The sequence below is a fragment of the Lentibacillus jeotgali genome (genome assembly GCF_000224785.1).
In the GTDB taxonomy this organism is placed as follows: domain Bacteria; phylum Bacillota; class Bacilli; order Bacillales; family Amphibacillaceae; genus Lentibacillus; species Lentibacillus jeotgali.
Map to the genome: position 1 here is coordinate 462,611 of NZ_AGAV01000005.1, position 26,253 is coordinate 488,863.

Consider the following 26,253-nt stretch of genomic DNA (forward strand, 5'->3'; position numbering starts at 1 on the left):
GTATGAATTAGTAGCCATATTTTTCAATGACGTCAATCACTTTTGGCTGCAGTTCGTCCCATTCCACGTCAAAGGCTTTATTGACGGTAATGAAATTCTGATAACCAAATACGTTGTCGACACCGTTCACATCCATCAGGTCATTTAAGATATCGTGTTCGCTTGTGTCGCCAGGCATAACGGAAATACTGCTTTCTCCTTCAAAAATGAGGCTGTCGGTTGTAAATTTCAATGCGTTCGGATTTGGCGTAGCTTCGGCTCTTACTCCCATTATTTTTCCCTCCATCGTTATCCATACTTGTTTTTATTTTAACAGAAAATAAACCAAAGGGAAACACCCTTATCCGCATGTCCGGATAAGGGTGTTCATGGATGTTAGAATCCCGCTTTTCATCATTTATTAATGAATGGTGGATCGTTAACATCGCATGATGACTGATGCTTGGAGGTTATTTTACCTGGTTTTGCTGTCTGAGCTGCTGCTCAAGCTGCTGCAGTTGCTGCTGCTCTTCAGCCGATGCCTGGTTTTTGGCATCCTGAATGGCATTCTGGGCAGCCTGCTGTTCTTGCTGGTTAGCATTGCCTTGAGCATTGGTTAATTGGTTAACGGCATTTCTGGCGCGCTGCATCAAGTTATTGTTCTGCTGCTGTGCCATGTTAAACCCCTCCTAATGTGTGGCTATCAGTGTCATTCTGATGACGTTTTACTTCTGAAAAGCGCGTTCTGTACGGAAATACTTTATCATGTTTTTTGACTGTATCAGCACTATGCTGGGCGAACCGTCTTGACTTGCTGTTTTTTCCCATCGGCAATTCCTCCTATGGAGTGAGCCTTATGCAAACGGCAAGATTTCCGTGCAGGAAGCATCAAATTAAGAAGTGAACGCTTTATGCGTTCACTTCTAGTTTGGTCTGAAATTGGCCTGATATGACAGGAAATTTTTAGAGCTTATTTAAAAGGTACACACACTAAATCACTTTGGACTGAAGTTTTAAATAGTCATCAAGAAAAATACCGATTCCATCATTTTCGTTCGTATCAGTGACATGTTTGGCAACGGATTTAAGCTCATCGATGGCGTTGCCCATGGCGACACCAACACCTGCGTAATCAATCATTTCAAGGTCATTATCTTCATCTCCGAACGCAATAATCCGCTCATCCGGGATATGATAATAATGAGCAATTTTTTGTAGTCCAACGGCTTTGTTCAGTCCTTTTTTGACAATCTCGATAATATTCCACGGTGCGCCCCATTTACGATGCTCAATCAGTTCAGCATGGTAATCGTCCAAATGCTGTCTTAATGTGCTGATGTTCTCTTCTTTAGGATGAATCAGCAATGAGGTTGGGTCTTCCTGTAGTTTATTTTTAAGGTTGCCGATTTTAAAAGGCGAATCCTGGCGGGTTGTCTGAAAAATATCGAGGATCCTTTCATCATATTGATCCATGTAAACACTGTCCATCACTTCAGCCAGGATATTATGGACATTCAGGTCATAACATGCATCAACAATCCGGTGGGCAGTTCTGACAGGCATTGGATTGTGCAGTACATCCCATTTGTCGTCAGTCGGATGATGGATAAGGGCGCCATTGAAGTTAACCATTGGTGTATTAAGTTTAAGTGTGTGGTAATAATCGATGCTGGCACGGTGTGGTCTTCCGGTAGCAATGACCACAATGTGGCCTTCACTGATTGCTTTCTTTAGTGTGTCCTGGTTGCGCGTGCTGATTTGTTTGTCATCGGTCAATAATGTTCCATCCAGATCCAGCGCGATTAGATGTTTGCCTTCCATATATCTTCACCTCGTATTCTCTATAGTTTATAAGTGATGGTACAATATGTAAAGGATTCGTTTGCATTTTGTAAAAACTTCATATTATGATAATAATTAGTAACAAATTTACAGGAAGGGATCCTCGATTATGATAGGTGTATCTCACAATACGATTGCCACTATACCTTGTCTCGTTGTTGTCGACAATTCAAAAGAGAACGATGCGCTGCCGACGCTTACATATTTTCACGGCTTCACCAGTGCAAAAGAGCATAATCTGCCGCTTGCTTACCTTCTTGCTGAGGAAGGGTTCCGGGTTATTCTTCCCGACAGCATGTATCACGGTGAGCGCGAGAAAGAAATATCCAGCATTAAAAAACAAATATCTTTCTGGGATATTGTTATGCAAAATGTGGAGGAGTTAAAGGATATCCGGGATGAGCTTGACGCAAAAGGGTATGTATCTGAGGAACGTTTTGGTGTGGCCGGCACAAGTATGGGCGGTATCACGACCGCTGCTGCATTGACCCAATATCCGTGGATTAAAACTGCAGGGGTACTGATGGGTTCGCCGAAAATAACGGTTTATGCAAAAACATTAGTGGACAGCTTCAAGAAAATGGGTAATCTCCCTGTGACCGATGACGTGATTGAGCATTTGTACCACAGACTTGAACACTATGACTTGTCAAAACAGGCAGATAAACTGGGTGAACGGCCGGTTCTGTTCTGGCATGGTGAAAATGATGCGGTAGTGCCGTTTGACCATTCATATACATTTTATGAAGATGCCAGACACCATTATACTGACCAGAAAAAAATCCGCTTTATCAAAGAAGAAAACAGGGACCATAAAGTGAGTCGTTACGCTGTGCTGGAAACGGTGAAATGGTTTAAGACCTATTTATAGGGTGTGTGATTTAAATCATTTAAAAATAGGCACGAATATGTTTAAATAAGACTATGAAGGAGGGATTGTCATGGACGCAGCTCTCGAAGAAAATATTATGGGTGCACTTGAAAATGTCATTGACCCTGAGCTCGGTATTGACATTGTAAACCTTGGGCTGGTATATGGCGCTGACCTTGATGATCAAGGTGCTTGTACCGTTACCATGACGCTGACAGCAATGGGATGCCCGCTGGCAGGGCATATCGAACAGGACGTTAAGCGTGCACTTTCAGATATTCCTGAAATCGAAGAAGCGGAAGTGAATATCGTCTGGGATCCGCCGTGGAGCAAAGATAATATGTCCCGCTATGCAAAAATTGCACTCGGTATTCCTGATTAATACAAAGATTCAAGTGGTTGATTCATTTCTATGAATCGGCCTTTTTTTATTAGTTTCCCACTTCAAAATTTGAGTATACAGGGAAGATTCAGGCGGGGTTCACATTTAAACCACGGTATTTTTAGGAATGGAGACGTTATATGCAAATTTGCCAGATCACCGGTTTTAAAAATTCAGGGAAGACAACGCTTATGAGTCAGCTGATACGCTATTTCTCAGAGGAGGGCCTTAAAGTCGGTTCACTGAAACACCATGGTCACGGCGGTGAGCCGGATATGGCTGAAGGAACCGACAGCGAAAAACACTTTAAATCCGGCTCGGTAATCAGCGGTGTTCAAGGCGGAGGACTGACACAGCTGACGTTGCATAGGCCTTTTGAAATCGAAGAGTTAATCCAGTTTTATGGGCGATTTAAACTTGATTTACTGCTGGTTGAGGGTTATAAACAAGCGGATTATCCTAAAATTGTACTTATTAAAAATAAAGCGGAACTTTCGCTTTTACAGGAAGTTTCGAATATAATAGCAGTCGTAACATGTGATGTGCACTTGGAAAATCCGGGATATCCTGCATTTGACATGAACGATTTACATAACGACATAACAGCACTTGCTGGACATATAAGAAGGGATTCGAATGATTAATAAATTTTGGATAACACAGGAACCCATTAACCCGAATGACTGTATTGAAAAAGTAGCGCGTCATGAAGCAGGAGCAGTGAACACATTTATTGGTACCGTCCGTGAATTTACAAAGGGGAAACGGACGTTGTTTCTCGAATATCAATCGTATATTCCGATGGCTGAAAAGAAACTCATGCAAATCAGCGAAGAAATCCGGGAAAAATGGGGAGATGCCGATACGGCGATTGTGCACCGGGTTGGCAGACTGGACATTACAGATATAGCAGTTGTTATCGCTGTATCAACGCCACACCGTGCTGATGCATTTGAAGCAAGCCGTTATGCCATTGAGCGGATCAAGGAAATTGTGCCAATCTGGAAAAAAGAACACTGGGAAGACGGCACAAAATGGATTGGTGATCAGAAAGAAAAAACATCTTATAAGAAGAGGATTCCTTCAGAGGAGGAGATGCATGATGGTTGACGTTTTGTTTTTTGCTGAACTGCAGGAGGCTGCTGGAAGCGAAAAAATAAATGTGGAAGCGGATGGCTTATCCGTAAACGAACTGAGGATGAAATTGAAATCCTCGTACGACCTTACCAATTTAGATAATGCTATGACGGCGGTTAATGAAGAGTATTCCCGCGAAGATACAGTTTTAAAGAGTGGAGATGTTGTTGCATTTATACCACCGGTAAGTGGAGGATAACTCCTTCGAAATTCGTGAGGAAATTTAGGTAGAGGTTATGCTTATAAATATCTGCTCTCACTTTTTACAACTGAATGAGGTTTTTCTTATGCTGCCTGTTTTTATGAATGTTATGGCAGCATTTTTTGTAATGTCAGGAAAGAACAAATTATCGTTGAGCCTGCTGGAAGAGCGGCAACATGATCAGAAGGGAATGAACATCGTCAGGGGAGTCGTTCTCCCACCACTAAAAAAGATCACCCCACCGGATGATCTTTCAGCTTAAAATAATTCGTCCTCAAGTGCATCGGTATCCAAAATAATTGCACCGGATTTATCGATGACAACCATGTTTTGTTTTTTTAACTGGGTCAGCGTGCGGCTGACGGTTTCACGGCTTGATCCAATCATGTTGGCGAGTTCGCGGTTTGTAAATCGAGTTTTCAGTTTACTCATACCATCACTCGTTTTTTTACCATAGCTTTTCGCTAGGCGCAGCAATAGCATAATAATTTGCTCGTATGTGTTATGGAGTATTTTTTCCTCTAGCCGAATCTGCAGATCGACAATAATATCACCAAGTACACGGAAGAGCTTTACACAGATTTCAGGGTGGTTAACCAGATAGCTTTCAAATGACTCAATGGGAATATAGATTAAAACCGCATCTTCCAATACCTCGGCATGAGCGGGATAATCGTCCTGCCTGAAAAAACCCTGATGGGGAAACATATCGCCAGGCTGAAGAACATTTACAATTTGCTCTTTGCCGTGAAAATCGGTTTTATAGATTTTTATTTTGCCCTGATGAATAAAATAAACGTTTGTCAGCGGATCACCTTGCATGAATATGTGAGTGCCGTGCCGGTACATCCGATGCTTTGCCAGGTTAATGACCGGCTCAATCTCATAATCAGTCAGGTCTTTGAAAAGGGGGACTTTTTGGAGGAGCTGCCGTATGGTACCTGTATTCATTGGATTACCTCCTTCTCAGGCGTCTATCAGTTTACAGCGTAATTCTATTGTTTATGTCATCGTACCATATTACAACCATATATTTTTTGTTGATTTTGAACGTTTTGTGATGACGTGACGAATATCATACTCAGGTGACGCGCTTCATCACATTACTCAGGCTCGATAGGCTATATGATGGGATTGTCAAATCGCAATTTATCGGGAGTCGGAAGTGTTTCAAAATCTCCGAAGTCCCGATAAATACAAAGGAAAATGTGGTGTGTGCGAATTTCGGCATGTATGCGGCGGATCAAGGTCGCGTGCATACAATGTAACAGGGGACTATATGGAAAGTGAACCATACTGCGTTTACATTCCTAAAGCGTGGCGGGAGCAGCATAAACGGGAAAAAAGACAAAAGACTTCTAACTGATCAACGGTTAGAAGTCTTTTTCACTTGTCAATTACTAGAGAAACAGAATGACAAGTATCCCGACTGCGAAGCAATAATAAGCAAAATACTTTAGATTACCCCGGGCCATAATGTTTATAAACCACCGTAATGAATAATAAGTGGCAACGATGGCAGCTGCAAAAGCCAGGACAGATGGGATGGCCACAGCACTGAAGTCACTGTCACTGCCGATGATTTCACCAGCGGATAATATAGTAATCCCAAGGCTGACCGGTATATAGAGCAGGAATGAGAACCTGAGGGCTGTTTCGGTTTTCATTCCGACAAGCATTGCCGCAACAATCGTCGCACCAGAGCGGCTGATGCCAGGTACTAATGCAACTGACTGGGCTAGTCCAACAATAATAGCGTCAAGAACCGTGATGCCGCCCTCACCTTTGTGCCCTCGAAGATTTCGAATGATCCATAGAGCACCTCCAGTGACCAGGAGTGCCACGCCAACAACGACAACACTGTCATTAAGCTGTGCCTCAATGAAATCCTTAAATAACAGGCCGATAATCCCGGTTGGAATTGTTGCGAGTATCAAAAACATGATGAATTGAAAGTCACTCTTGGCATCCTCTGCCCGTGTAGTTATGTATCGAACCCCGTTTTCCACCAGCCGGTAAATATCTTTCCGGTAAATGACCAGAACAGCAATCAGTGACCCGAAATTGACCATGATTTCAAATGAAAGCCCCTCGATACCGACACCGAAAAGATTTCTTATGATAACCAAATGACCGCTTGAAGAGATCGGAATCGGCTCGGTGAATCCCTGCAGGAGTCCAAGAACAATATATTTGATCAGCAACCAAAAAGCTTCGATTGTTTCCATTATATCTCCTCCCAAACTCAATGGATTTCAACGCTGGAAACATGTCACCAACCCAAAGGCAAATGAATAGGCTGGTTGGTGAGGAGGTTGAAAACATGAGTTATAATCATCAACATATGTATGAATTGTGTAAAAGGCATATGCATTCGTATGTGCTTGCTGAAATGAATGACGGTTCTCAATTTGATGGGATCATCACCGGGCTTGATGACGAATACATGTATATGGCCACACCACTTGGTCAGGACAATCAAATGCCCGGTAATCATGGTTGCGACCATCGCCAATTTGGATTTGGTGGTTTTGGGTATGGTTACCCGGGTTATGGATACCCTGGTTATGGGTACGGCTATGGCCGTCCAAGAAGATTCAGTCGCTTGGTATTGCCGTTGGCTGCACTTACTGCCTTGAGTGTGCTGCCTTGGTACTAAACCATAACCGGATTTGACCGCTATTAACCTTGACTGTAAACACAAAACCCTTGCCATCGTTACCTTGAAGGCAAGGGTTGTTTACAAATTGCAGTCATTATCCAGACATTTTCGATTAATGATCACTTTCGCCTTTTAAGACGCCTTCACCCAGTATAAAAACAGCAAGTGTAATGACGATAGTTGCTGCGAATGTGCCTACTATTTCAAATTCATTACCTGCCATACTGACTAATACATATGAAACAACGCAACTAATTAGAAAAGCCCAGATAAGCGGCCACAAGAAACGCATAATTAGATACACCTCTATTTATAATTTACTGACTAATTTTCTGCTATCTTCATATAGTTTAGCAAATCAGTTCATAAAATAAAAGGATTTGTTTTAACAGAAGGATGATCGAAATGTACTTTTTTGTGGAAAATTGTTTCCATTGGATCGGCTTTCACATTGTCAGTCATTTGCTTGATAACGGTTGGCAGGTTGACGGCATGGACGATCTTGATACCGACAGCAAGGAGCACTTGTCTATGTTTCTTGGCAGGAATGATTTGTTTCATCACCTCATGGCTAAACAGCGCAGCAGTGGTTATGATGTATCGATCAAGGTCGACGATCGTGAATTGACTTTACAGAAAAACCGATCGACTGCGATTGAATTACCTCTGGTTTTTGGCGAATGGATGCCTATGAACAAGGAAGGGATATATGTACAGAATGACTTTGTCCGGTTTGACTCAGAACGGTTTATATCAACGGCTGTTCATGTGTCAAATATAGCTGAAAGCATAGAGCAGTGGGTCACTTCAACCAGGCTCCCCCAGGTCTTGGATGTCAGATCGTGCCACGACAGGGAAGCGGACCGTATAAAATTTAAAAATGCCGTTTATATACGAAACAATAGATCTATAAAAGAACAGATAACGATGGTTAGGAAACACTATGAACGTTATAAGCGATTTTACCCTGCATGTAATGGACAGTAATCCGCCAAATTACAGCGGTTAACTGTTCATAGATGCCCGGGTTAAGAGCGAGTGAGAGGCGTTTGATTTTTGATGTCATGGAAATGTAATGGTTCTGTACATTTACGTGGTACCGTTTAATCGTTACAATATTTTGTACAGGCCAATAATTTCCAGGAATGGAGTGGAAACGTGAAAAAGTTAACAATCATCATACTGACTGCTTTCATACTTATGCTATCAGGATGCAGCAATTATTTTGATTCGGGTAATCTGCAAAATGTTGGAATGCTGGTGGAAACATCCATTCATGACCAACCCTGGGATAAAAAAGGTTATGAAGGGCTGATGGCGATCGAAGAACAGTTTAATACGGATGTATACTATAAAGAAGGGATTCAGACCCAGCAGGAAGTTAGAGACGCTGTTGATGAATTAGTAGGAAATGGTGTGAATCTAATATTTGGGCACAGTGCTGCATATGGTAAGTTTTTTGAGGAGATTTCAAAAGTCTATCCGGAAGTTCACTTTGTTTATTTAAACGGTGGGCAATTCACCGAAAATGTGACAAGCCTGAATTTCAACTCGCATGCCATGGGTTTTTTTGCCGGGATGCTGGCCGGGGAAATGACTGAAACAAATCATGTGGCCGTAATTGGTGCATTTGAATGGCAGCCGGAAATAGAAGGTTATTTTGAAGGTGTCACGTTTCAGAATCCGCGAGCAGAAGTGCATCTTAATTATGTAAATGATTGGAATGGTGAAGAAAAAGCGATGGAGATGTATGAGACCATGCGAGGAGAGGGTTCTGATGTAGTCTACCCGGCCGGAAATGCCTTCAGCACATCAATCATCGAGCAAGCAAATGCAGATGGCATACATGCAATCGGTTATGTCGCCGATCAATCGGAACTTGCCGAAGAAACTGTATTGACAAGCACTGTTCAACACGTGGAGGATCTTTACATAATGGCAGCGGAGAATTTCAATGAAGAAGAGTTGCGCGGCGGTGTCACAACGTATGACTTTCAGGATGACGTCATTTCCCTGGGAGAGTTCAGTCCTGAAGTCCCGGAAGATATACGCGGCAAAATTAAGGAGGAAGTCGAAACGTATAAAGAGACCGGACTGCTGCCAAATGAACGGAATACTGAGTGAATGACGCTTGCACAATTCAAAGGTTTGCATTAAAATTAGGACCAAGTCATAAGAATTGATAATAATGCAATCCAAAAAAGATCGGGAAGTTCACGGTCTTTTTAAATAACAGATTTAAGGAGATGGGTATATGGGCGTCGGAGTGTTAGGTACCGGGCATTATGTTCCGTCCAACGTGGTTACGAATAAGGATCTTGAAAAAATTGTAGATACAAGTGATGAATGGATCAGAACGCGGACCGGCATTGAGGAAAGACGCATCGCTGAAGATGATATAGATACATCGGACATGGCATATTATGCAGCTCAGGATGCATTGGTGAAAGCGAATCTTAAGGCAGAAGATCTTGATATGATTCTTGTCGCAACCGTAACGCCTGATACACCTTTTCCTTCTGTCGCATGCATGCTTCAGGATCGGCTGGGAGCAGGTAAAGTTGCAGCGATGGATGTCAGTGCAGCATGTTCCGGTTTCATGTACGGCGTGATTACCGCTAAACAGTTCATCGAAACAAATGCGTACCAAAACGTTTTGGTAGTGGGTGTTGAAAAGCTTTCTAAAATCACAGACTGGAGTGACCGGAATACGTGTGTCTTGTTTGGCGATGGGGCCGGGGCGGCTGTTGTCGGCCCTGTCTCAGAAGGTAACGGTATTCTGTCATTTGAGCTTGGATCAGATGGTTCCGGCGGAAAAGAGCTCTATCAAGATAAGGAAACCGACTATTTGTTTATGAACGGCAGGGAAGTATTCAAGTTTGCCGTCAGACAAATGCCGGAATCGTCAGTAAATGTTGTTGAGAAGGCTGGGTATAATAAAGAAGATGTTGATTATTTGATTCCGCATCAGGCAAACATCCGGATTATGGAAGCTGCCCGTGAGCGCCTTGGCATTGCCGAGGATAAAATGGCAACATCAGTCAAAAGATATGGCAATACGTCTTCAGCTTCCATTCCAATTGCTTTATCAGAAGGCGTTAATAATGGTAAAATAAAAGATAATGATTTACTCGTTCTTGTTGGTTTTGGCGGAGGACTAACGTGGGGCGCCATTGCCTTGCGCTGGGGCCGTTAATGATTTCAGAAATCTAGGAGGAGCAACAAATGGATAGAAGAAGAGTAGTAGTTACCGGTCTTGGGACCATATCCCCTAATGGTAATGATGTTGGGACAATGTGGGATAATGTTGTTTCCGGGACGAGCGGAATCGATTTTATCAGCCGGATTGAGCGAGGTGGATTGCCAGCAACTGCAGCGGCTGAAGTGAAAGATTTTGATCCGAAAAATTATATGGAAAAGAAAGATGCTCGAAAGATGGACTTGTTTACCCAATATGCAGTGGCCGCTGCACGAATGGCGGTAGATGATGCTGACTTAAAGATTGATGACAGCAATGCCACTCGTGTCGGGGTTTGGGTTGGATCCGGAATCGGCGGCATGGGCACCCTGGAAGATCAGCATACAAAACTAATGGAAAAAGGGGCACGCCGAATTAGTCCGTTTTTTGTGCCGATGATGATTCCAGATATGGCAGCAGGTCAAGTATCCATTCAGCTTGGAGCCAAAGGCATCAATTCATGTACCACGACTGCGTGTGCATCAGGTGCCAATTCGATTGGTGACGCATTTAAAGCAATTGAACGCGGTGATGCTGACTATATAATTGCCGGAGGAACTGAAGCCCCCATTACAAGCATGGCGTTTGCCGGCTTTTCAGCCATGAAGGCATTATCAACCAATGAAGATCCGAATAGCGCAAGCCGCCCATTTGATAAAGAACGTGACGGTTTTGTCATGGGAGAAGGTGCAGGCATTTTAGTTCTGGAGACATTGGAATCCGCAATTGAGCGAGGTGCACATATTTATGGAGAGATCATCGGTTATGCTGCAACAGGTGATGCCTACCATATCACAGCACCTGCAGAAAACGGGGAAGGCGCTGCACGGGCGATGAAGCAGGCTGTTGAGGATGCCCGTATTTCGCCTGAAGAGGTTGATTATATTAATGCGCACGGTACAAGTACCGAACTGAATGATAAGTATGAAACCCAGGCTATTAAAGATGTATTCGGCGAACACGCAAGAGAGTTAGCCGTGTCATCCACAAAAGGTGTTACCGGTCATTTACTTGGTGCTGCTGGTGGATTGGAATCTGTGATTTCGGTTAAAGCCATTGATAACGGGATAATCCCCCCTACAATCAATCATGTTACACCAGACCCGGAGTGTGATCTTGATTATGTGTCGAATGAATCAAGAAAGCAGGACGTTAATGTCGTCATGAGTAACTCACTCGGATTTGGCGGACACAATGCCACTCTGATCTTTAAAAAATATCGGTAAAGTGAAACTTTAGGGATAGTTAGCCGCCGTCATTTGGCGGTTTACTGACCATTATATGCGGGATGAAGTAAGAAGCTGACTGCTAATGGCGGTCAGCTTCTTTCATGATAGGAAATAGATAAATTTTAGCGATATTATGAATCTCGCGCGATTTTGTGCCATCCTCGCGCGAAAACCAGAGAATCTCGCGCGATCGAACGACACAAAACTTCGATGAGGAGAAAAGCGAGTCGCCGAGGCAGCAAACATGTGTTACGTTGCAGCACATATCATTTATAATGGGTGAAAAAAGAGGGTTTAATTGGGCCGGTTTTTTTAAACAGCTTTTTCTCGACACTCTCTCCTGATAAACAATATGCATGAATGAAAATCCCATGCATAAGATGAAATAAATGAACCGGACAAGCTTAAAGAGCGTGTTCAAAAAGGGGGATAAGGTGAAACTTCATTCAGCGGAATGTATGTCTTTAGATACATGAGCCGCGGAGAAACAAGCCAACTAGAAACACCGACGTGTCATGTTTACCGGACTTTTTGAACAGCCACTTAAAGGATAAGCGGAAAAATTATTGTTTCGGTTTACTATCTAAGTGGGTGAGAAGATGGTGCTATTAATCTTATTTTTGATCGGATTTGGACTTGCTGTCTCCGGCGGTGTCACGATCATCGCCTATATGAACTTTTTACCTGTCGGGGTTTCCTGGGCAGATTATATGATATTTGTCGCGGGGAGGCCTGAGTGTTATTTTCTTCCGGCTGGTATTCTGCTGATGTCGATCACATTATTCCGTCATCCGAACAACCTTTAATTTTTGGTGAATCGAATAATTTTTTCCAATATGGTCATAATGTATTTTAAGTACGGGTTCAAAGGCTGCAAGATATCGTGGGGACACCCGCAATTTGCTGACTTTTGAATACCATTTAAATGATTCATTTAAAGTGAGGGTTGTTTATGCTGTATTTACATGATGTCTGGGTGAACTGGTTTGAAGGTGAAGAAAATGGTTATAGCATATGCCATTTTCATGAATGGCGGAAAAGTGATGGAATTGAACTGCTTGACCAGGTGCCGTTGCTGTACATAACAGAAGCCCTTTATGACTACATTGAAAATGACATGCACGATTTGCCGGAAGAAATGATGGACAAGATTTACAAGCGTGCATATATGCGCAAAGGCCAAGAGCGCAATAGTCTTGATTTCGCAGCGGTGGTGACAGATGGAAATGATATTATTGCATTTGATACGATCGGCTATCAGATACCGGTGCGGAAAAGCCGACTGATCCCGAGGCAGGAGCAGCTTGTATTTGATATGGTCAGCACAACAAAACCTGAATCGTTTAACTTTAAAGGACGAACGGTGGATAAAGAGTACCATATGCTGTCAATGGAGCCAAGGCTTGTTCACGGCCTGACGAGAAGAGAACGCCAGTTGAAACAGATACTGATGATTGCACTTGACCAACTTCGGACAGTCAACAACCCCGAGGAGCTTCGGTATTGGTTGACCGAGTGGGATCCAAAAAAATATCCGTTTATACGTTATATGGATAAAGAAGCCGTCTGGGATGAGCTGTATGAAGGTGTTAAGCAGGGCTGGAGCCAGTCACATGAAGATCTATGCACCAAAATGATTAAAGGGCAGCCATTTCTTGAAAAAATGTGGGATGCAGAACAGGAACCTGCACAAAACACATCAAAACAGCAATGAAAAGGTAATGGCAAAGCAATAGCCAAAGTCATCATTTAAAATTAGAAAACTTGGCTTATCGCTAAAGGCGAAAGTCTTAGTTGCACTTATGCAGTAGGAAAGAATTTATACTTTCTTAGCTGCTAAAAAATAAGAAACCCGGCATTTGCTGAACAATCAAGCAGATGCTGGGTTTTTTTCGATTAACAATCAGTGCGGGGAAAGCGCCACACTGATTGAAGTTTCACTTCATCCTTTATCCTTTTTTCTTCACACGTCCAAGCCCCATAGCCTTCTTGGCCTTTTTGAGCATCTTATTGGCTTCAAAGGAGGCGTTATCCGCTCCTTTATCCAAAATGTCATCCAGTATCTCAGAGTCAATCAACTCATTGTAACGGTCCTGTATGGGTTTCAGGACATTGACAACTGCATCAGCTGTGGCTTGTTTAAATTCGCCATAGCCTTTTCCTTCAAATTTTGCTTCTAAATCCTCAACTGATTCCCCTGAACAACTGGCGTGTATTGTCAACAGGTTAGAAACACCTGCTTTGTTTTCTTTATCATATTTTACAATCCCGTCAGAGTCAGTGACAGCACTCTTAATTTTCTTTTCGATTTTCTTCGGTTCATCAAGCATGGAAATATAGGCTTTTTCATTTTCATCCGACTTGCTCATTTTTTTCGTCGGGTTCTGCAATGACATGATCCGGGCGCCGACTTCCGGTATGCTGACTTCCGGTATGGTAAAAATGTCATTAAATTTGTTGTTAAACCGTTCTGCCAGGTTACGCGTCAGTTCCAGGTGCTGCTTCTGATCTTCACCAACCGGAACAATGTCTGTTTTGTAAAGCAGAATATCCGAGGCCATCAGCGGCGGATATGTTAATAAGGCGGACGATACTGCCTCTTTTCCCGCGGATTTAGCTGATTTATCCTTGAACTGGGTCATGCGCTCCAGTTCACCGATGTAGCTGATGGACTGCAGCATCCAGCTCAGCTGCGTATGTGCCGGAACTTCCGATTGAATAAACAACGTTGATTTTTCAGAGTTGATGCCGGATGCCAGATACAGCGCCGCCAGTGAACGAATATTATGTCGCAGCTTCAGCCGGTCCTGGGGCACGGTAATCGCATGTTCGTCAACGATGCAGAAATAGCAGTTATTTTCCTCCTGCAACCCTACAAAATGCTGTATCGCCCCTAAATAGTTTCCGATTGTTAAAGTTCCACTTGGCTGAATGCCTGAAAAGATGGTTTGCATATAGAATTCACTCCTCCAATAAATCTCAGCAATAAAAAAGATTCATTTATCCCTCTTAAAAAAGGGACGAATGAACCGCGGTGCCACCCTATTTATCACACATTAGTATCGTGCAATCACTTTTTTTTAAAATCAGCTCCAAAGTCCAATTCCAAATAACCTTGATGCTTGTTTCCACCAGCCACAAGCTCTCTGAAAAATCAGCGGGTAATTGTACTTTAATCTTCTTCAAAGCTCATGATATCTATTTTTTATTAGTATATACAGTTCAGAGAAGAAATGCAAGGAGTAGAATAAAACTCTTATTTGGCGTTTTTAAATGATCGAAAGTGATGAAATTCGTTCCGCGTTCAGTAATGGTCGGATTTGTGAACGCACTTGCCATTATGATTTTGATGGCACAGTTTCAGCATTTTGTTGATAAAACATGGGTTATGTATGCACTCGTTGGTGTAACTTTAGCTATTGTCTATCTTTTTCCGCTTATATACTACACGGCGAACCCGGGCCGACGTTAGTTGAACTGGCAAATACGAATGATTTTGATTGTGTTGTAATAGGAAGCGGACTGAATAACTGCAAACAATGATTCTGGGCAGTGTAAGCCATAAGGTCGCTAAACGAGTTGATTGCCCAGTTCTGATTGTGAAATAAAAATATAAAAGAAGGGATGACATACGCAAGGATTGTGTGTTGTTCCTTCTTTTTTTTATGGATAAGAAAGCGTAAAATTCAACGATATAATTTTTACTTTTAGTGTGGTAGATCGTCTAAAACCAGCACTATACGAGGCAACGCCGATCCATCTGCAGTGCTCAGGCGCAGTCCGTATGTCCCTAAACGGGCGCTAACACCTTTGTTTATGTTTTACAAAAATCCCCACGGGAATAGAATCACTACGATATATTTTAACGGTATTATTCAGGAGGAGACTATTATGCAAGCATCAGAGGGAGTTATAGAAATACTTAAAGACTGGAACATCAATCATATATACGGTTATCCGGGAGACTCCGTCAATAATTTGGTGGAGTCGATCCGAAAGGCGGGAGAAGCCATTCAATTCATCCAAGTAAGACATGAAGAAGTTGCTGCTCTTTCTGCATCGGCAGAAGCGAAGATCACAGGTGATGTGGGCGTTTGCTTATCAATTGGCGGCCCTGGTGCGATCCATTTATTAAACGGGATGTATGATGCCAAAAAAGACAGTGCCCCGATGGTTGTCATTACCGGACAAATCTCTCATGATCTGTTGGGGACGGATAATTTCCAGGAAGTAACACTTGAGAGGTTGTTTGATGATGTCGCCATATTTAACCGGCGGGTCACCTCCGGAAATCAATTACAGCCTTTACTGAAGCAAGCATTCAGAGAAGCTTATAACCAGAAAGGTGTAGCTGTATTATCAGTACCGGATGACGTGTTTCTTGAAACAATTAAACAGGAACCATTGAGGTCAACCATTGTTCCTGATGTTAATATGACGCCGGGTAAAAAGAACATCGATAATGCAATATCAAACATTCAACAAGCTAAGAAACCCGTCATTCTCGCAGGCAAAGGAGCATTGGACGCCCGTGACGAGTTAGTGGCATTCGCCGACAAAATTGCGGCACCTGTTGTCGTGTCCTTAAGAGGAAAAGGGGTGCTGCCTGATGAACACCGGTTGAATCTTGGAAATCTGGGACAAATTGGAACAAAGCCAGCGTATGAAGCAATGGCTGAAACAGATTTATTGATTTTAGCCGGAACATCATTTCCATATCGTGAATTTTTGCCTAATCATGCTTCGTCCATTCAGATCGACATCAACCCTGATAAACTTGGGAAATGGTACCCGGTCAATGTCGGGTTGGCGGGGACGGTCAAAGAAACGTTGCCACATCTTAGTGAGCAACTGGAAGATCAGGAGAACCGCCAGTTTTTAGAAGCATGTCAGGAAAATATGAAAAACTGGTGGAAACACATCGATCGCCTGGTGAATGCCGACAATGAACAATTGCTGGGAGCCCACGTTATCAACGGATTGCATGATTTTATCGATGATGATGCTATATTATCAGTCGATGTCGGGAATATCACAACATGGACGACAAGGTTTCTGCGGCTTACGAACCAGCAGTTTGTAATATCGAGCTGGCTTGCGACCATGGGGTGCGGCTTACCTGGTGCCATTGCCGCAAAATTAACAGCGCCGGACGAGCAAGTGGTTGCCATTTGCGGAGACGGCGGTTTTTCGATGGTGATGCACGATTTTATGACGGCTGTTAAATATCAGCTGCCAATCACTGTTATCGTTTTAAATAACGAAAAAATCGGGATGATCAAATACGAACAGGAAGAGATGGGCAATATTCCATATGAGACAGACTTGCAGCCCTTTAACTATGCAAACTTTGCTAATATCTCCGGAGGTAAAGGATTTAAGGTAAAAAATGAAAAAGAATTATCATCAGCTTTACAGTCAGCTAAAGAAAGCAATGTGCCAGTAATTGTTGACGCAGAAATAGAAGACAGTGCGCCACTCCCAGGGAAGATTGAATGGAATCAGGCTGTTCAATATTCGAAACATTTGTGGAAAAAGCTGATTGAGAAAGATGGGGAATTTGATATGCCTCCGTTAAAGACAGTATTAAAGCGACTATTCTAAGCCGGGTCTTGATTTGAACATACGTTTAGCCGATTTGTGGAAGAGGTGATCTCCAAATGACCGAAAAATGGATTGTTATCGGATTTGTCATATTTTTAGCTATTGTCATACTGGTACCAGCAATACTGTTGCTTCGTCTTTATTTTCATGATGTGAAACAAAGAGAGCACTCAGTCTTGCAAAATTACCCGATCCTGGGCAAAATACGTTATATCCTGGAGAAGATGGGCCCGGAACTAAGACAATATTTGTTTTTAAACGATCAGGAAGGAAAACCTTTTAATCGGAAAGAATTTGAATTTGTCGTAAAGGCGGGAAAGTATAACAGCAGTATGATGGGGTACGGTGCTGAACGACATTTTGAGCAAGATGGCCACTATTTAGTTAACGACATGTTTCCTGCTACAGTAGATGAATTGAAAATAGGACAGTCGCCAAAGGTCAATACACGAATTTATGAAATCAATGAAGAAAATTTATTCAGCCGCAAAGAAAGCAGGAAAGCGGCAGAAATTGATCCATCTTATTTACGTGATGATGATACAGTGGTTTTGGGGGAGAATACAGTTCGTCAGCCATTTCGTTTAAAAGGTTTAATAGGTCAGTCAGCCATGAGCTATGGTTCTTTAGGCGATCACGCGATAACAGCACTTTCAAAGGGGCTTGGTATTGCTGGAGGAACATGGATGAATACCGGCGAGGGAAGTGTTTCTCCTTATCATCTGAAAGGAAACACCGATATTATAATGCAAATAAGTCCAGGTCTTTTTGGTGTCCGTGACGAAGATGGAAATTTTTCTTGGAAGGAGTTTAAAAAACAAGCCGAAACAGAACAGATAAAGGCATTTGAATTAAAACTTGCACAAGGTGCTAAAACACGTGGAGGCCACGTAAGCGGTGATAAAGTTACCGAAGAGATAGCGCAGATCCGCAAAGTGGACGCTGGCAAGGATATCAACAGTCCAAATCGATTCCCTGGTATTTCGACTCCGGAAAAGCTACTTGCATTTCTGGACCAATTAAGGGATGTCAGCGGAAAACCAATCGGTGTAAAGATTGTTGCCGGGAACAAAAAGCAGGTAGAATCTTTTGTTAAAGCCATGGCCGAAAACAATATCGTGCCGGATTTCATTACGGTAGACGGCGGTGAAGGAGGCACAGGCGCTTCGTATTATGCGCTGGCTTATTCAGTGGGCCTTCCTTCATTTTCATCAATTCCCCTTGTGGATGAAACTTTGAAAACATACGGGCTTAGAGATCAAACAAAAATTATAGCTTCCGGTAAACTGCTGACCCCGGATAAAATCGCGATGGCGCTTTGTCTTGGAGCGGATCTGATCAATATTGCCAGGGGGTTTATGATTAGTACGGGGTGCATCATGGCCCAAGTATGCCATACAAATACTTGTCCTGTCGGCGTCACAACAACTGACGAAAATCTGCAGAAGGCATTGGATATCGAGGAAAAGAAATATAGGGTGGCCAATTACCTCATCACTCTAAGAAATGATTTGTTTAATTTGGCTGCTGTGGCAGGCTTGGACAGTCCGACAAAATTCACGCGTGATCATATCGTATATCGATCATCGTTCAAAGAATTTACAAACCCGAATAAACAGCCGCTTCCTGAATATAATAAATCCTAGAAATAATACATCTTAAACACGTTCAATCGAATTTTTTGTCAAAATTTATAATTGATATTCTAAAATTTGTCGATTTCCTTTATAATATAAGTGACAGAAATAAGTGGGAATGGGAGATTGATAAATAGTGAAAAGTAAGTACTTCATAATCACTGTTGCAGCGATTATTCTCCTTGTTATCGTTCTGATTGCGCCGATTAATGTACAACAGATGAATGGTGAGGAGGGGTTTAAAGCAAGCCAGCACTTGAAAAAACATACGAACGTCTCCGCCATTGACAATGATGATCAAAAGATGCAACGTTGTACATATGATTCCGGATTAGACTTTGAATATCCCGATGCAGTCAGGGGGATCTATGTGACTGGGCCATCAGCCGGCGGAAGCAAATTCAATAAGCTTGTAGATCTGGTAGGTTCATCTGATTTAAATGCCATGGTTATTGATATAAAGGAAGACCATGGAAACCTGACAATCAGTATTCCGGAAGACTCACCATATTCGGATGCTGCTGTAAATTATATTGATGAGCCAAGGAAAATGCTGAAGTATTTGGAAGAAAAAGGGATATACCCGATTGCCAGAATAGTGGTCTTTAAAGATTCGGTACTCGCTGAAAAGCGCCCTGATTTATCCTTTAAGAAAAACGGCGAGGTTTGGACGAATAATAAAGGCGAGGCATTTGTAAACCCGTTTCAAAAAGAGGTTTGGAAGTATAATCTGGAGATAGCAAAGAAAGCAGCTGAGCTTGGCTTCCAGGAAATCCAGTTTGATTATGTCCGTTTCCCGGAAGGTTTTGAGAATAGGGATGATGAATTAAGCTACAGCCAGGGTGACTATAAGAATGAAGATATGAGCAATGTGAAGCGCCGTGTTAAAGCAGTAACCGATTTTGTTGAATACGCCAGCAATGAATTGGATTACTATGATGTGGATGTATCTGTTGATATATTCGGGTACACGGCTACAATCGAGGAGGCTCCCGGTATTGGACAGAATTTCCCTAAAATCGCGAGCAATGTTGACGTCATTTCCTCGATGATTTATCCAAGCCATTGGACGTCCTACTTTGGTATTGATTTTCCGGACAAAAAACCGTACAAAACAGTAGCCGAGTATGCAAAAGTGGAAAACGACATCCTTTCTCAGTTGGACAATCGGCCTGTATCACGTCCATGGATCCAGGATTTCGAAGCGCCATGGCTCTATGGCGGGGCGCCAACCGAGTATGGTAAGGCAGAAGTTGAAGCACAGGTTAAGGCACTAAATGAAAACGGCATAAACGAATTCCTGATTTGGAATGCGGGTAATACTTACACAGAAAATGTTGATTACACACCAACGAATTGACTGACACCGGAAACCTGGCGTTTATGAAAGACAATCCGATCCTGATTTTTTGTATAAATTGTTATTTCTATACTTGAAAAACCGGGCTTTTACGAATAAAACCCGGCTTTTTTTATCATAATAAGTTCACAATAAGCTAAACAGGAGAAAATAAGGAAAGACGGCGCCTAAACTGATTTAACAAAAGAAATGTATACCGTTATAATGGAAAAGACTACTAAATGAAGGAGTAGATCTATGAACTGGTATGAAAAGTTGAACAAATACTTCCCCGTTGAGGAAATGAAATCCAAGAAGCATATGGAAATGCTGATGAATGAAAAAGGGGATGTATATCATAAGGATGAGGGGCAATACCACGTCTTAATGTATGCTGAGTTCGACTCATTTCTGTTTATCGATTATATCTGGGTTTCCTCAGAAGCAAGAGGTCAGGGAATTGGTCATAAATTGATTGAGAAATTAAAAATGCGGAATAAACCGATTATCTTGGAAGTGGAACCTGTTGATTATGATGATACGGATTCCGCCAAGCGGCTTCACTTTTATAAGCGTGAAGGATTCAGCCATGCTCAGTACATTGATTATAACCGGCGTTCCTTAGCCACGAATGAGGAAACGCCGATGGAAATATTATATTGGTCACCAAATGACGAAGCTGAAGAAGAAATATATCAAAAAATGAAGCAAATGTACGAAGTAATCCATACGTATAAAGATGAAGAAATTTACGGGAAATCTTACCAGCCAGTTGATGAAGTTTTAAGTTATGATGAAGAACGTGATTCAGATGATATATTTGAAAACCTGACTGAGAAAGCATAATCGTCATAGCCTCCCGGTGGTTTTCAGGAAACGGGAGGCTATGTTTTTTCAATTAGCAGGTTTAATTAAAAATGATTTAGGGTAAATTACATTCAGATAGGAACATTTTGTGAACAAACATAATTTTTATCAACTTTTTTAGAAAATCCTCTACCTTTTGATTGACAACTATAGTATAATTATACATATAAGTTATTTAAACTTATTTTAATTTAATAATAAGTTATTTGGAGTTCATAAAATGTTTATACATTCTAAATTGAGGAGTGAAGTTACATGGTAACACTTTATACCTCACCAAGCTGTACTTCCTGCAGAAAAGCTAAGGCATGGCTGGAAGAACAGGATATACCATTTAATGAGCGCAACATATTTTCTGAACCATTGACACTTGATGAGATTAAGGAAATATTGCGCATGACCGAAGATGGTACTGATGAGATTATATCAACCCGATCGAAGGTTTTTCAAAAGCTGGATGTCGATATCGATCAATTACCGATGAAAGACTTATTCAAACTGATTCAGCAAAACCCCGGGTTGTTGCGCCGGCCGATTATTCTCGATGAAAAACGGCTGCAGGTAGGATATAACGAAGATGAAATCCGCAGATTCCTGCCAAGGACGGTACGCACCTTCCAACTACGCGAAGCTCAACGGATGGTTAATTAATTTTTAGAACGCATATAAAATTAAAAACGCAGATCCTTTATTATCAGGTCTGCGTTTTTTGTTTAACCAAAGTGTCTGACTGTATCAAGCAGTTTTGCTGCAATATGAAAATGAAACAATAATTTTCAAAACAGCTAGTGACAACAGAAGTAATATCAGTTAGAATGTAAAAAAATTAACATCTGTATATAGGCATATAAATTTTCAATCACGATGCCAGTATCATACAATGTAATTAAGGATTAATGATTTGGTTATAAAAGTGTTCAAAATGGGAATATGAATAGTAATAAATATGAAATTGACTCTTCCACCATTTGGATTTGACCCTGAAAGTCATGATTCTTGTAACGAAGGGAGAGAAAAAGAATGGAAATAGAACGTATTAACGAGAATACGGTAAAGTTTTATATAACGTATGTAGATATTGAAGATCGCGGTTTCCAGCGTGAAGAGATCTGGTATAACCGTGAGCGGGGAGAACAATTATTTTGGCAAATGATGGAAGAACTCAACTATAAAGAAGATTTTAATGTAGATGGTCCATTATGGATTCAAGTCCAGGCAATGGATAAAGGTTTGGAAATCGTTGTAACCAAAGCGCAGATTTCCAAAGACGGTGAGAATATTGAACTTCCGGATGAGAATGGAAAAACCGTTGACATCTCAGTGGACGATAAGATTGAAGATGTTCTTGATGATAAATTTGGAAAAGAAGATACAAGCAAGGGCTCTGTCAAAGAAGATGAAGATGGCAGTCTTTCATTGATTGTCCGTTTCAATGACTTTGAGGATATTATTCAATTGAGTCACTATTTCATAGGCAATGATGCTGAATTAGACAACATGCTTTACCATTATAAAGATGATTATTACTTGTATGTTGAATTTCCACAAGAAGATGATGACAGGCAGGAAGATCTGCTCAGTCAAATATTTGAGTTTGCAAATGACACGGATGTAACCATTCATTTCCTAGAGGAATATGGTAAACAGATTTTTGAAAATGACACATTTGGCCAAATTCGCTCTCACTTTCCTGCTGTGATTGGACGCTCTGAATAAAAAGAGTGTCTTTTTTTTGGAGAAGTATTTAAATAATATTTCCCCTTTTTTGCAGGATTTTGCTATTCTTTGTCGAATATGGTGTAGTGGAGGTGGCAACTATATGCTGCAAGCGAAAACTGAATATGGAGACATCATTACACTTGCAACCTTTACGCAAACGGAAATCACATTATTGAAGAAACATACGCAATTTTATTGTCCGGCATGTCAGGAGCCAGTCATCGCGAAGGCGGGTTCCAAAATGACGCCACATTTTGCTCACACGTCGAAAAGTAGCTGTCCAGTCCGTGAAGGCGGTGAGGGACCGTATCATGAAAAAGGTAAACTGCTGCTTTACCAATGGCTCAAAAACCAGCGGCTTGATGTCCGGCTGGAGGTCTATTTGCCCACAATCAGCCAGCGCCCCGATCTTCTGATCAGGCTGAGGAGTAAGACGATTGCGATCGAATATCAATGTGCCAGAATCCCGCCCGCTGATATCATCAAACGAAATGAGGGCTATCATCGCGAGGGGATTGTCCCTATCTGGATTCTGGGTGCCAACCAGTTCAATCGACGCAAACGGAACGAAATCAGAATTGATCAGTTTCAGCTTCTTTTCATCCACCAATTTTCCGCAGATTTTCCGCTTACATTATATTTTTTCTGTCCCAACACACTTCGGTTTATTTTACTTCAGGATCTATATTTTCCAGCAATGCAACGGGCGATAGGTAACGTGACCATTCACAAGCTAAATGATATGGTGTTCACTGATTTGTTCAATACTTCGACTTTGACCCCGCGAGATCTATGGCAGAATTGGAAAAAGGAAAAACGGCTGTTTCGTATACGCCCTTCAAGACAAAGGTTTGGTCGGGAACTGCTATGGGATCAATGGCTGTATGTCAACTCTACTCACCGTGAAGCACTTCCATCGATTGTCTATCTTCCCGTTTCTGCACAGTTCAGAATGAAGACGCAGCCATGGGACTGGCAGAGCCGGCTGTGTCTTGGAATCATCCACCCTATGGCAACAGGTGAAACGTTCAGTCTTCAGCGATGTATGCATCTCCTGCGTCAGCATATCCGCAATTTAACGGCATTCCCCCTTATTCAAACAGAAGCAAACCCTGTTTATCAGTATCTCCAACTGCTGGAACAGTTGATGGTCATTAAAGAGATTGATCCCTATCATTTTACTAAGCAGAATCCGTTTATTTTTTATGAGCATATCGAATCTGCCCTTAAAGGGGATGAGCTATTGATGGATCAATGGATAAAGCAAAACACGGGCATGATTCCTGAATGATTCGTTATACTAAATAATAGGCAGGAGTTTTTAACAAATGAATAGAATATAATGTGTATCTGGATTTATAAGGAGGACTTGGACATGACAAATGCCACAAAGGAACTGCCGAAACGAAGTGAGATACCGGAAGAGCGCAAATGGAAACTGGAAGATATTTTTGCAACCGACGATGACTGGGAGAAAGAACTGGAATCTTTGAAAAATGATCTGCCGTCAATTGAGAAATACCAAGGGAAAATAGCCGATTCGGCTCAGAACCTGTATGAGGTGCTACAGCTTCAGGACAAACTGTCAGAACGGCTTGGCAAATTGTTTACATACGCCCATATGCGCTATGATCAGGATACGACCAATTCAAAGTATCAGGCGATGGATTCCAAAGCGGAAAACGTCTTAACCATAGCTTCGAGCTCAATGAGCTATATTGTACCGGAGATTTTAGAAATGGACGAGGAGAAATTGCGCGGCTTTTTGGATAAACATGAGGATCTAAAATTGTATGAACATGTCCTTGACGAAATTAATCGGCAGCGTCCGCATGTGCTGAATGAAAGGGAAGAAGCCTTGCTGGCGGAAGCCTCTGAGCCGATGTCAAGCGCATCAAATACGTTCAGCATGTTAAACAATGCTGATTTGAAGTTCCCGTCAATTAAAAATGAAGATGGAGAAGATGTGGATCTGACACATGGCCGGTACATCGGTTTCTTGAAATCAAAAGACCGTGACGTACGCAGGTCAGCTTTTAAAGCGATGTATGATACGTATGGCGAATTTATTAATACGTTTGCATCAACCTTGACCGGCACTGTGAAAACGGACAATTTCAATGCCAAAGTACGGAACTATGATTCCGCCCGCCAGGCAGCACTGGACAGCAACAACATCCCGGAGCAGGTGTACGATAATCTGGTCGAGGCCGTAAATGATAAACTGCCGCTCCTGCACCGGTATATGCGTTTGCGTAAAAAAGTGCTCGGTCTAGATGAGCTGCACATGTATGATATCTATACACCGCTCGTTAAGGATGCTGATATGGATATCCCTTATGAAGAGGCCCAGCAATATGTGTTGAAGGGTCTGGAACCACTCGGAGACGATTATGTCAGTGTGCTGAAAAAAGGTTTCGAAAGTCGCTGGATCGATGTTGATGAAAATAAAGGAAAACGGAGTGGTGCCTATTCGTCCGGTGCGTACGGTACCCATCCGTATATCTTGCTGAACTGGCAGGATAAATTGGATGACTTGTTCACATTAGCGCACGAGTTGGGACACTCCCTGCACAGCTATTATACACACAAATCCCAGCCATTCCGCTATGGCAACTATTCGATTTTTGTGGCCGAAGTGGCTTCGACGACCAATGAAGCCTTGTTAAATGATTACCTGCTGAAGAATGTTGATGACGAGAAACAGAAACTCTTTTTGCTGAACCACTACCTTGAAGGCTTCCGGGGCACTGTTTTCCGTCAGACCATGTTTGCTGAATTTGAACACGAAATCCATAAACGCATGCAGAATGGTGAAGCCATGACGGCTGAAACATTAACGGAGATTTATTACGATCTTAACAAAAAATATTATGGCGAAGATGTTATTTCAGACGAGGAAATCGGGAAAGAATGGGCACGTATCCCGCATTTCTACATGAATTATTATGTGTACCAGTACGCAACAGGCTTTTCTGCCGCTACAACACTTGCCAATAATATTCTGAATGGAGAAGAGGAGGCTGTCGGCCGCTATCTTGATTTCCTAAAAGCAGGCAGCAGTGATTACCCGATCGACGTGCTCAAAAAAGCTGGTGTGGATATGACTTCAAAAGATCCGATATTGTCAGCACTCGATGTGTTTGAGGAAAAATTGAATGAAATGGAAGAATTGCTGTTGAAATAATTATGGCATAAAAAGGCTGTCACCATCCTGTAAGTCGGTGACAGTCTTTATTTATTTCTATCTGTAGGATTACTTAAAAAACATCAACTATCCGCGCATCCGGCCGCGATAAACATTCCTGTGTGTGAATGTGAAAATGGTTAAATAAATTGAAATAAAAAGCATAGGCAGGGTAATATACAGTGGAATTAGCTGCATCAGTCCGAGTAAATTCAAAAACACAGCAATAACCGTTATCATGAGAAAAATAAACGGGAGAAGTTCCTTCATCGTATCCGCTCCTCAATCATTGGATTACCTGCGGCTGATAATGTGTGCTGTATCCTTTGGTCAAATCATACCGCTGTTAGAGGATATG

31 protein-coding genes, 2 pseudogenes and 1 other annotated feature are annotated in these 26,253 nt (G+C 42.0%); of the genes and pseudogenes, 24 read left to right on the top strand and 9 right to left on the bottom strand.

The annotated features are described in order from the left end of the window. Positions 1 to 7: 7 nt before the first annotated feature. From ON01_RS05020 to ON01_RS05030, 4 genes are all read right to left on the bottom strand, one after another. A complete protein-coding gene (locus ON01_RS05020; RefSeq protein ID WP_010529915.1) occupies positions 8 to 271 on the bottom strand; it encodes a NifU N-terminal domain-containing protein in 264 nt (87 codons plus the stop codon). 178 nt (positions 272 to 449) lie between these two features. After that, entirely contained in the window at positions 450 to 656 is a 207-nt protein-coding gene (locus ON01_RS05025) for a DUF3813 family protein (RefSeq protein ID WP_010529916.1), read from the bottom strand. A 1-nt stretch (position 657) separates the two neighbouring features. Continuing rightward, a complete protein-coding gene (locus tag ON01_RS19460) occupies positions 658 to 807 on the bottom strand; it encodes a hypothetical protein (protein WP_010529917.1) in 150 nt (49 codons plus the stop codon). Positions 808 to 969: 162 nt separating this feature from the next. Then, positions 970 to 1,800, bottom strand: coding sequence for an HAD family hydrolase (locus ON01_RS05030; protein WP_010529918.1), 831 nt, complete (start codon positions 1,798 to 1,800; stop codon positions 970 to 972). Between the two features lie 130 nt (positions 1,801 to 1,930). On the opposite strand from ON01_RS05030, the gene ON01_RS05035 reads away from it, so the two are divergent. The 6 genes from ON01_RS05035 (at position 1,931) to ON01_RS19465 (ending at position 4,675) form a co-directional block, all read left to right on the top strand. Then, positions 1,931 to 2,692, top strand: coding sequence for an alpha/beta fold hydrolase (locus ON01_RS05035; RefSeq protein ID WP_010529919.1), 762 nt, complete (start codon positions 1,931 to 1,933; stop codon positions 2,690 to 2,692). Between the two features lie 70 nt (positions 2,693 to 2,762). After that, entirely contained in the window at positions 2,763 to 3,074 is a 312-nt protein-coding gene (locus tag ON01_RS05040; RefSeq protein ID WP_010529920.1) for a metal-sulfur cluster assembly factor, read from the top strand. 140 nt (positions 3,075 to 3,214) lie between these two features. Further along, on the top strand, positions 3,215 to 3,718 hold the full coding sequence (gene mobB / locus ON01_RS05045) for a molybdopterin-guanine dinucleotide biosynthesis protein B (RefSeq protein WP_010529921.1): 504 nt from the start codon (positions 3,215 to 3,217) through the stop codon (positions 3,716 to 3,718). Next, positions 3,711 to 4,184, top strand: coding sequence for a molybdenum cofactor biosynthesis protein MoaE (locus tag ON01_RS05050; protein WP_010529922.1), 474 nt, complete (start codon positions 3,711 to 3,713; stop codon positions 4,182 to 4,184). Before mobB ends, ON01_RS05050 begins: the two co-directional genes overlap by 8 nt. Further along, entirely contained in the window at positions 4,174 to 4,410 is a 237-nt protein-coding gene (gene moaD, locus ON01_RS05055; RefSeq protein ID WP_245544976.1) for a molybdopterin converting factor subunit 1, read from the top strand. The genes ON01_RS05050 and moaD overlap by 11 nt, the downstream gene beginning before the upstream one ends. An 88-nt stretch (positions 4,411 to 4,498) precedes the next feature. Continuing rightward, positions 4,499 to 4,675: a hypothetical protein gene (locus ON01_RS19465; RefSeq protein ID WP_175284929.1), complete on the top strand. Its 177-nt coding sequence runs from the start codon at positions 4,499 to 4,501 to the stop codon at positions 4,673 to 4,675. Here the strand turns inward: ON01_RS19465 and ON01_RS05060 are convergent. Next, positions 4,672 to 5,364 carry a Crp/Fnr family transcriptional regulator gene (locus ON01_RS05060; protein WP_010529924.1) on the bottom strand — a complete coding sequence of 231 codons (693 nt, stop codon included), beginning with the start codon at positions 5,362 to 5,364 and terminating at the stop codon, positions 4,672 to 4,674. The two genes, ON01_RS19465 and ON01_RS05060, sit on opposite strands and share 4 nt — an antisense overlap. Before the next feature lie 196 nt (positions 5,365 to 5,560). Between ON01_RS05060 and ON01_RS18815 the strand changes: the two are divergent. Next, positions 5,561 to 5,779, top strand: a pseudogene (locus ON01_RS18815) (radical SAM/SPASM domain-containing protein); the annotation flags it as partial. Positions 5,780 to 5,813: 34 nt separating this feature from the next. Here the strand turns inward: ON01_RS18815 and ON01_RS05065 are convergent. Then, positions 5,814 to 6,632, bottom strand: coding sequence for an undecaprenyl-diphosphate phosphatase (locus ON01_RS05065; protein ID WP_029328990.1), 819 nt, complete (start codon positions 6,630 to 6,632; stop codon positions 5,814 to 5,816). A 104-nt stretch (positions 6,633 to 6,736) separates the two neighbouring features. Between ON01_RS05065 and ON01_RS05070 the strand changes: the two genes are divergently transcribed. Further along, a complete protein-coding gene (locus ON01_RS05070; protein WP_029328991.1) occupies positions 6,737 to 7,072 on the top strand; it encodes a hypothetical protein in 336 nt (111 codons plus the stop codon). A 115-nt stretch (positions 7,073 to 7,187) separates the two neighbouring features. On the opposite strand, the gene ON01_RS05075 is transcribed toward ON01_RS05070, so the two are convergent. Continuing rightward, a complete protein-coding gene (locus ON01_RS05075) occupies positions 7,188 to 7,367 on the bottom strand; it encodes a DUF2929 family protein (protein ID WP_010529926.1) in 180 nt (59 codons plus the stop codon). Between the two features lie 113 nt (positions 7,368 to 7,480). Here ON01_RS05075 and ON01_RS05080 point away from each other — a divergent pair, with 113 nt between their 5' ends. The 6 genes from ON01_RS05080 (at position 7,481) to ON01_RS05105 (ending at position 13,256) form a co-directional block, all read left to right on the top strand. Beyond that, complete coding sequence (locus tag ON01_RS05080; protein ID WP_010529927.1) at positions 7,481 to 8,062, top strand: hypothetical protein; 582 nt, start codon at positions 7,481 to 7,483, stop codon at positions 8,060 to 8,062. Between the two features lie 171 nt (positions 8,063 to 8,233). Then, the gene (locus ON01_RS05085) at positions 8,234 to 9,199 is read left to right on the top strand and encodes a BMP family ABC transporter substrate-binding protein (RefSeq protein WP_010529928.1); all 966 of its coding nucleotides are present in this window, start codon (positions 8,234 to 8,236) and stop codon (positions 9,197 to 9,199) included. A 130-nt stretch (positions 9,200 to 9,329) separates the two neighbouring features. Beyond that, a complete protein-coding gene (locus ON01_RS05090; protein WP_010529929.1) occupies positions 9,330 to 10,271 on the top strand; it encodes a beta-ketoacyl-ACP synthase III in 942 nt (313 codons plus the stop codon). Positions 10,272 to 10,300: 29 nt separating this feature from the next. Further along, positions 10,301 to 11,539, top strand: a complete 1,239-nt coding sequence (gene fabF / locus ON01_RS05095) for a beta-ketoacyl-ACP synthase II (protein WP_010529930.1) — start codon at positions 10,301 to 10,303, stop codon at positions 11,537 to 11,539. A 602-nt stretch (positions 11,540 to 12,141) separates the two neighbouring features. Beyond that, positions 12,142 to 12,348, top strand: a complete 207-nt coding sequence (locus tag ON01_RS05100; RefSeq protein ID WP_010529931.1) for a YuzI family membrane protein — start codon at positions 12,142 to 12,144, stop codon at positions 12,346 to 12,348. Between the two features lie 146 nt (positions 12,349 to 12,494). Then, on the top strand, positions 12,495 to 13,256 hold the full coding sequence (locus ON01_RS05105; protein ID WP_010529932.1) for a YjbA family protein: 762 nt from the start codon (positions 12,495 to 12,497) through the stop codon (positions 13,254 to 13,256). A 235-nt stretch (positions 13,257 to 13,491) separates the two neighbouring features. On the opposite strand, the gene trpS is transcribed toward ON01_RS05105, so the two are convergent. Next, complete coding sequence (gene trpS / locus ON01_RS05110; protein WP_010529933.1) at positions 13,492 to 14,496, bottom strand: tryptophan--tRNA ligase; 1,005 nt, start codon at positions 14,494 to 14,496, stop codon at positions 13,492 to 13,494. 59 nt (positions 14,497 to 14,555) lie between these two features. Then, positions 14,556 to 14,737 (bottom strand) — a binding site (T-box leader). A gap of 91 nt (positions 14,738 to 14,828) precedes the next feature. Here trpS and ON01_RS05115 point away from each other — a divergent pair. The 10 genes and pseudogenes from ON01_RS05115 to pepF all read left to right on the top strand — a co-directional run bounded on the left by ON01_RS05115 (position 14,829) and on the right by pepF (position 25,895). Then, a complete protein-coding gene (locus tag ON01_RS05115; RefSeq protein WP_010529934.1) occupies positions 14,829 to 15,014 on the top strand; it encodes a sulfate transporter in 186 nt (61 codons plus the stop codon). Then, positions 14,981 to 15,150 (top strand): annotated as a pseudogene (locus ON01_RS18820) (universal stress protein); the annotation flags it as partial. The gene ON01_RS05115 and the pseudogene ON01_RS18820, both read left to right, overlap by 34 nt. A 283-nt stretch (positions 15,151 to 15,433) precedes the next feature. Continuing rightward, the gene (locus tag ON01_RS05120) at positions 15,434 to 17,146 is read left to right on the top strand and encodes a pyruvate oxidase (protein ID WP_010529935.1); all 1,713 of its coding nucleotides are present in this window, start codon (positions 15,434 to 15,436) and stop codon (positions 17,144 to 17,146) included. A gap of 56 nt (positions 17,147 to 17,202) precedes the next feature. After that, positions 17,203 to 18,792, top strand: coding sequence for an FMN-binding glutamate synthase family protein (locus ON01_RS05125; protein ID WP_010529936.1), 1,590 nt, complete (start codon positions 17,203 to 17,205; stop codon positions 18,790 to 18,792). Positions 18,793 to 18,919: 127 nt separating this feature from the next. Continuing rightward, the gene (locus ON01_RS05130) at positions 18,920 to 20,143 is read left to right on the top strand and encodes a putative glycoside hydrolase (RefSeq protein WP_010529937.1); all 1,224 of its coding nucleotides are present in this window, start codon (positions 18,920 to 18,922) and stop codon (positions 20,141 to 20,143) included. 237 nt (positions 20,144 to 20,380) lie between these two features. Further along, positions 20,381 to 20,968: a GNAT family N-acetyltransferase gene (locus tag ON01_RS05135; RefSeq protein ID WP_010529938.1), complete on the top strand. Its 588-nt coding sequence runs from the start codon at positions 20,381 to 20,383 to the stop codon at positions 20,966 to 20,968. Positions 20,969 to 21,244: 276 nt separating this feature from the next. Further along, complete coding sequence (spxA, locus tag ON01_RS05140) at positions 21,245 to 21,640, top strand: transcriptional regulator SpxA (RefSeq protein ID WP_010529939.1); 396 nt, start codon at positions 21,245 to 21,247, stop codon at positions 21,638 to 21,640. Between the two features lie 369 nt (positions 21,641 to 22,009). Further along, positions 22,010 to 22,705 (top strand): adaptor protein MecA, encoded by a 696-nt coding sequence (gene mecA / locus ON01_RS05145; protein ID WP_010529940.1) that lies wholly within the window; start codon positions 22,010 to 22,012, stop codon positions 22,703 to 22,705. 103 nt (positions 22,706 to 22,808) lie between these two features. Next, entirely contained in the window at positions 22,809 to 23,999 is a 1,191-nt protein-coding gene (locus ON01_RS05150) for a competence protein CoiA (RefSeq protein WP_010529941.1), read from the top strand. A gap of 84 nt (positions 24,000 to 24,083) precedes the next feature. Then, positions 24,084 to 25,895: an oligoendopeptidase F gene (gene pepF / locus ON01_RS05155; RefSeq protein WP_010529942.1), complete on the top strand. Its 1,812-nt coding sequence runs from the start codon at positions 24,084 to 24,086 to the stop codon at positions 25,893 to 25,895. Positions 25,896 to 25,982: 87 nt separating this feature from the next. On the opposite strand, the gene ON01_RS05160 is transcribed toward pepF, so the two are convergent. Further along, a complete protein-coding gene (locus ON01_RS05160; RefSeq protein WP_010529943.1) occupies positions 25,983 to 26,165 on the bottom strand; it encodes a hypothetical protein in 183 nt (60 codons plus the stop codon). Positions 26,166 to 26,253 lie beyond the last annotated feature (88 nt).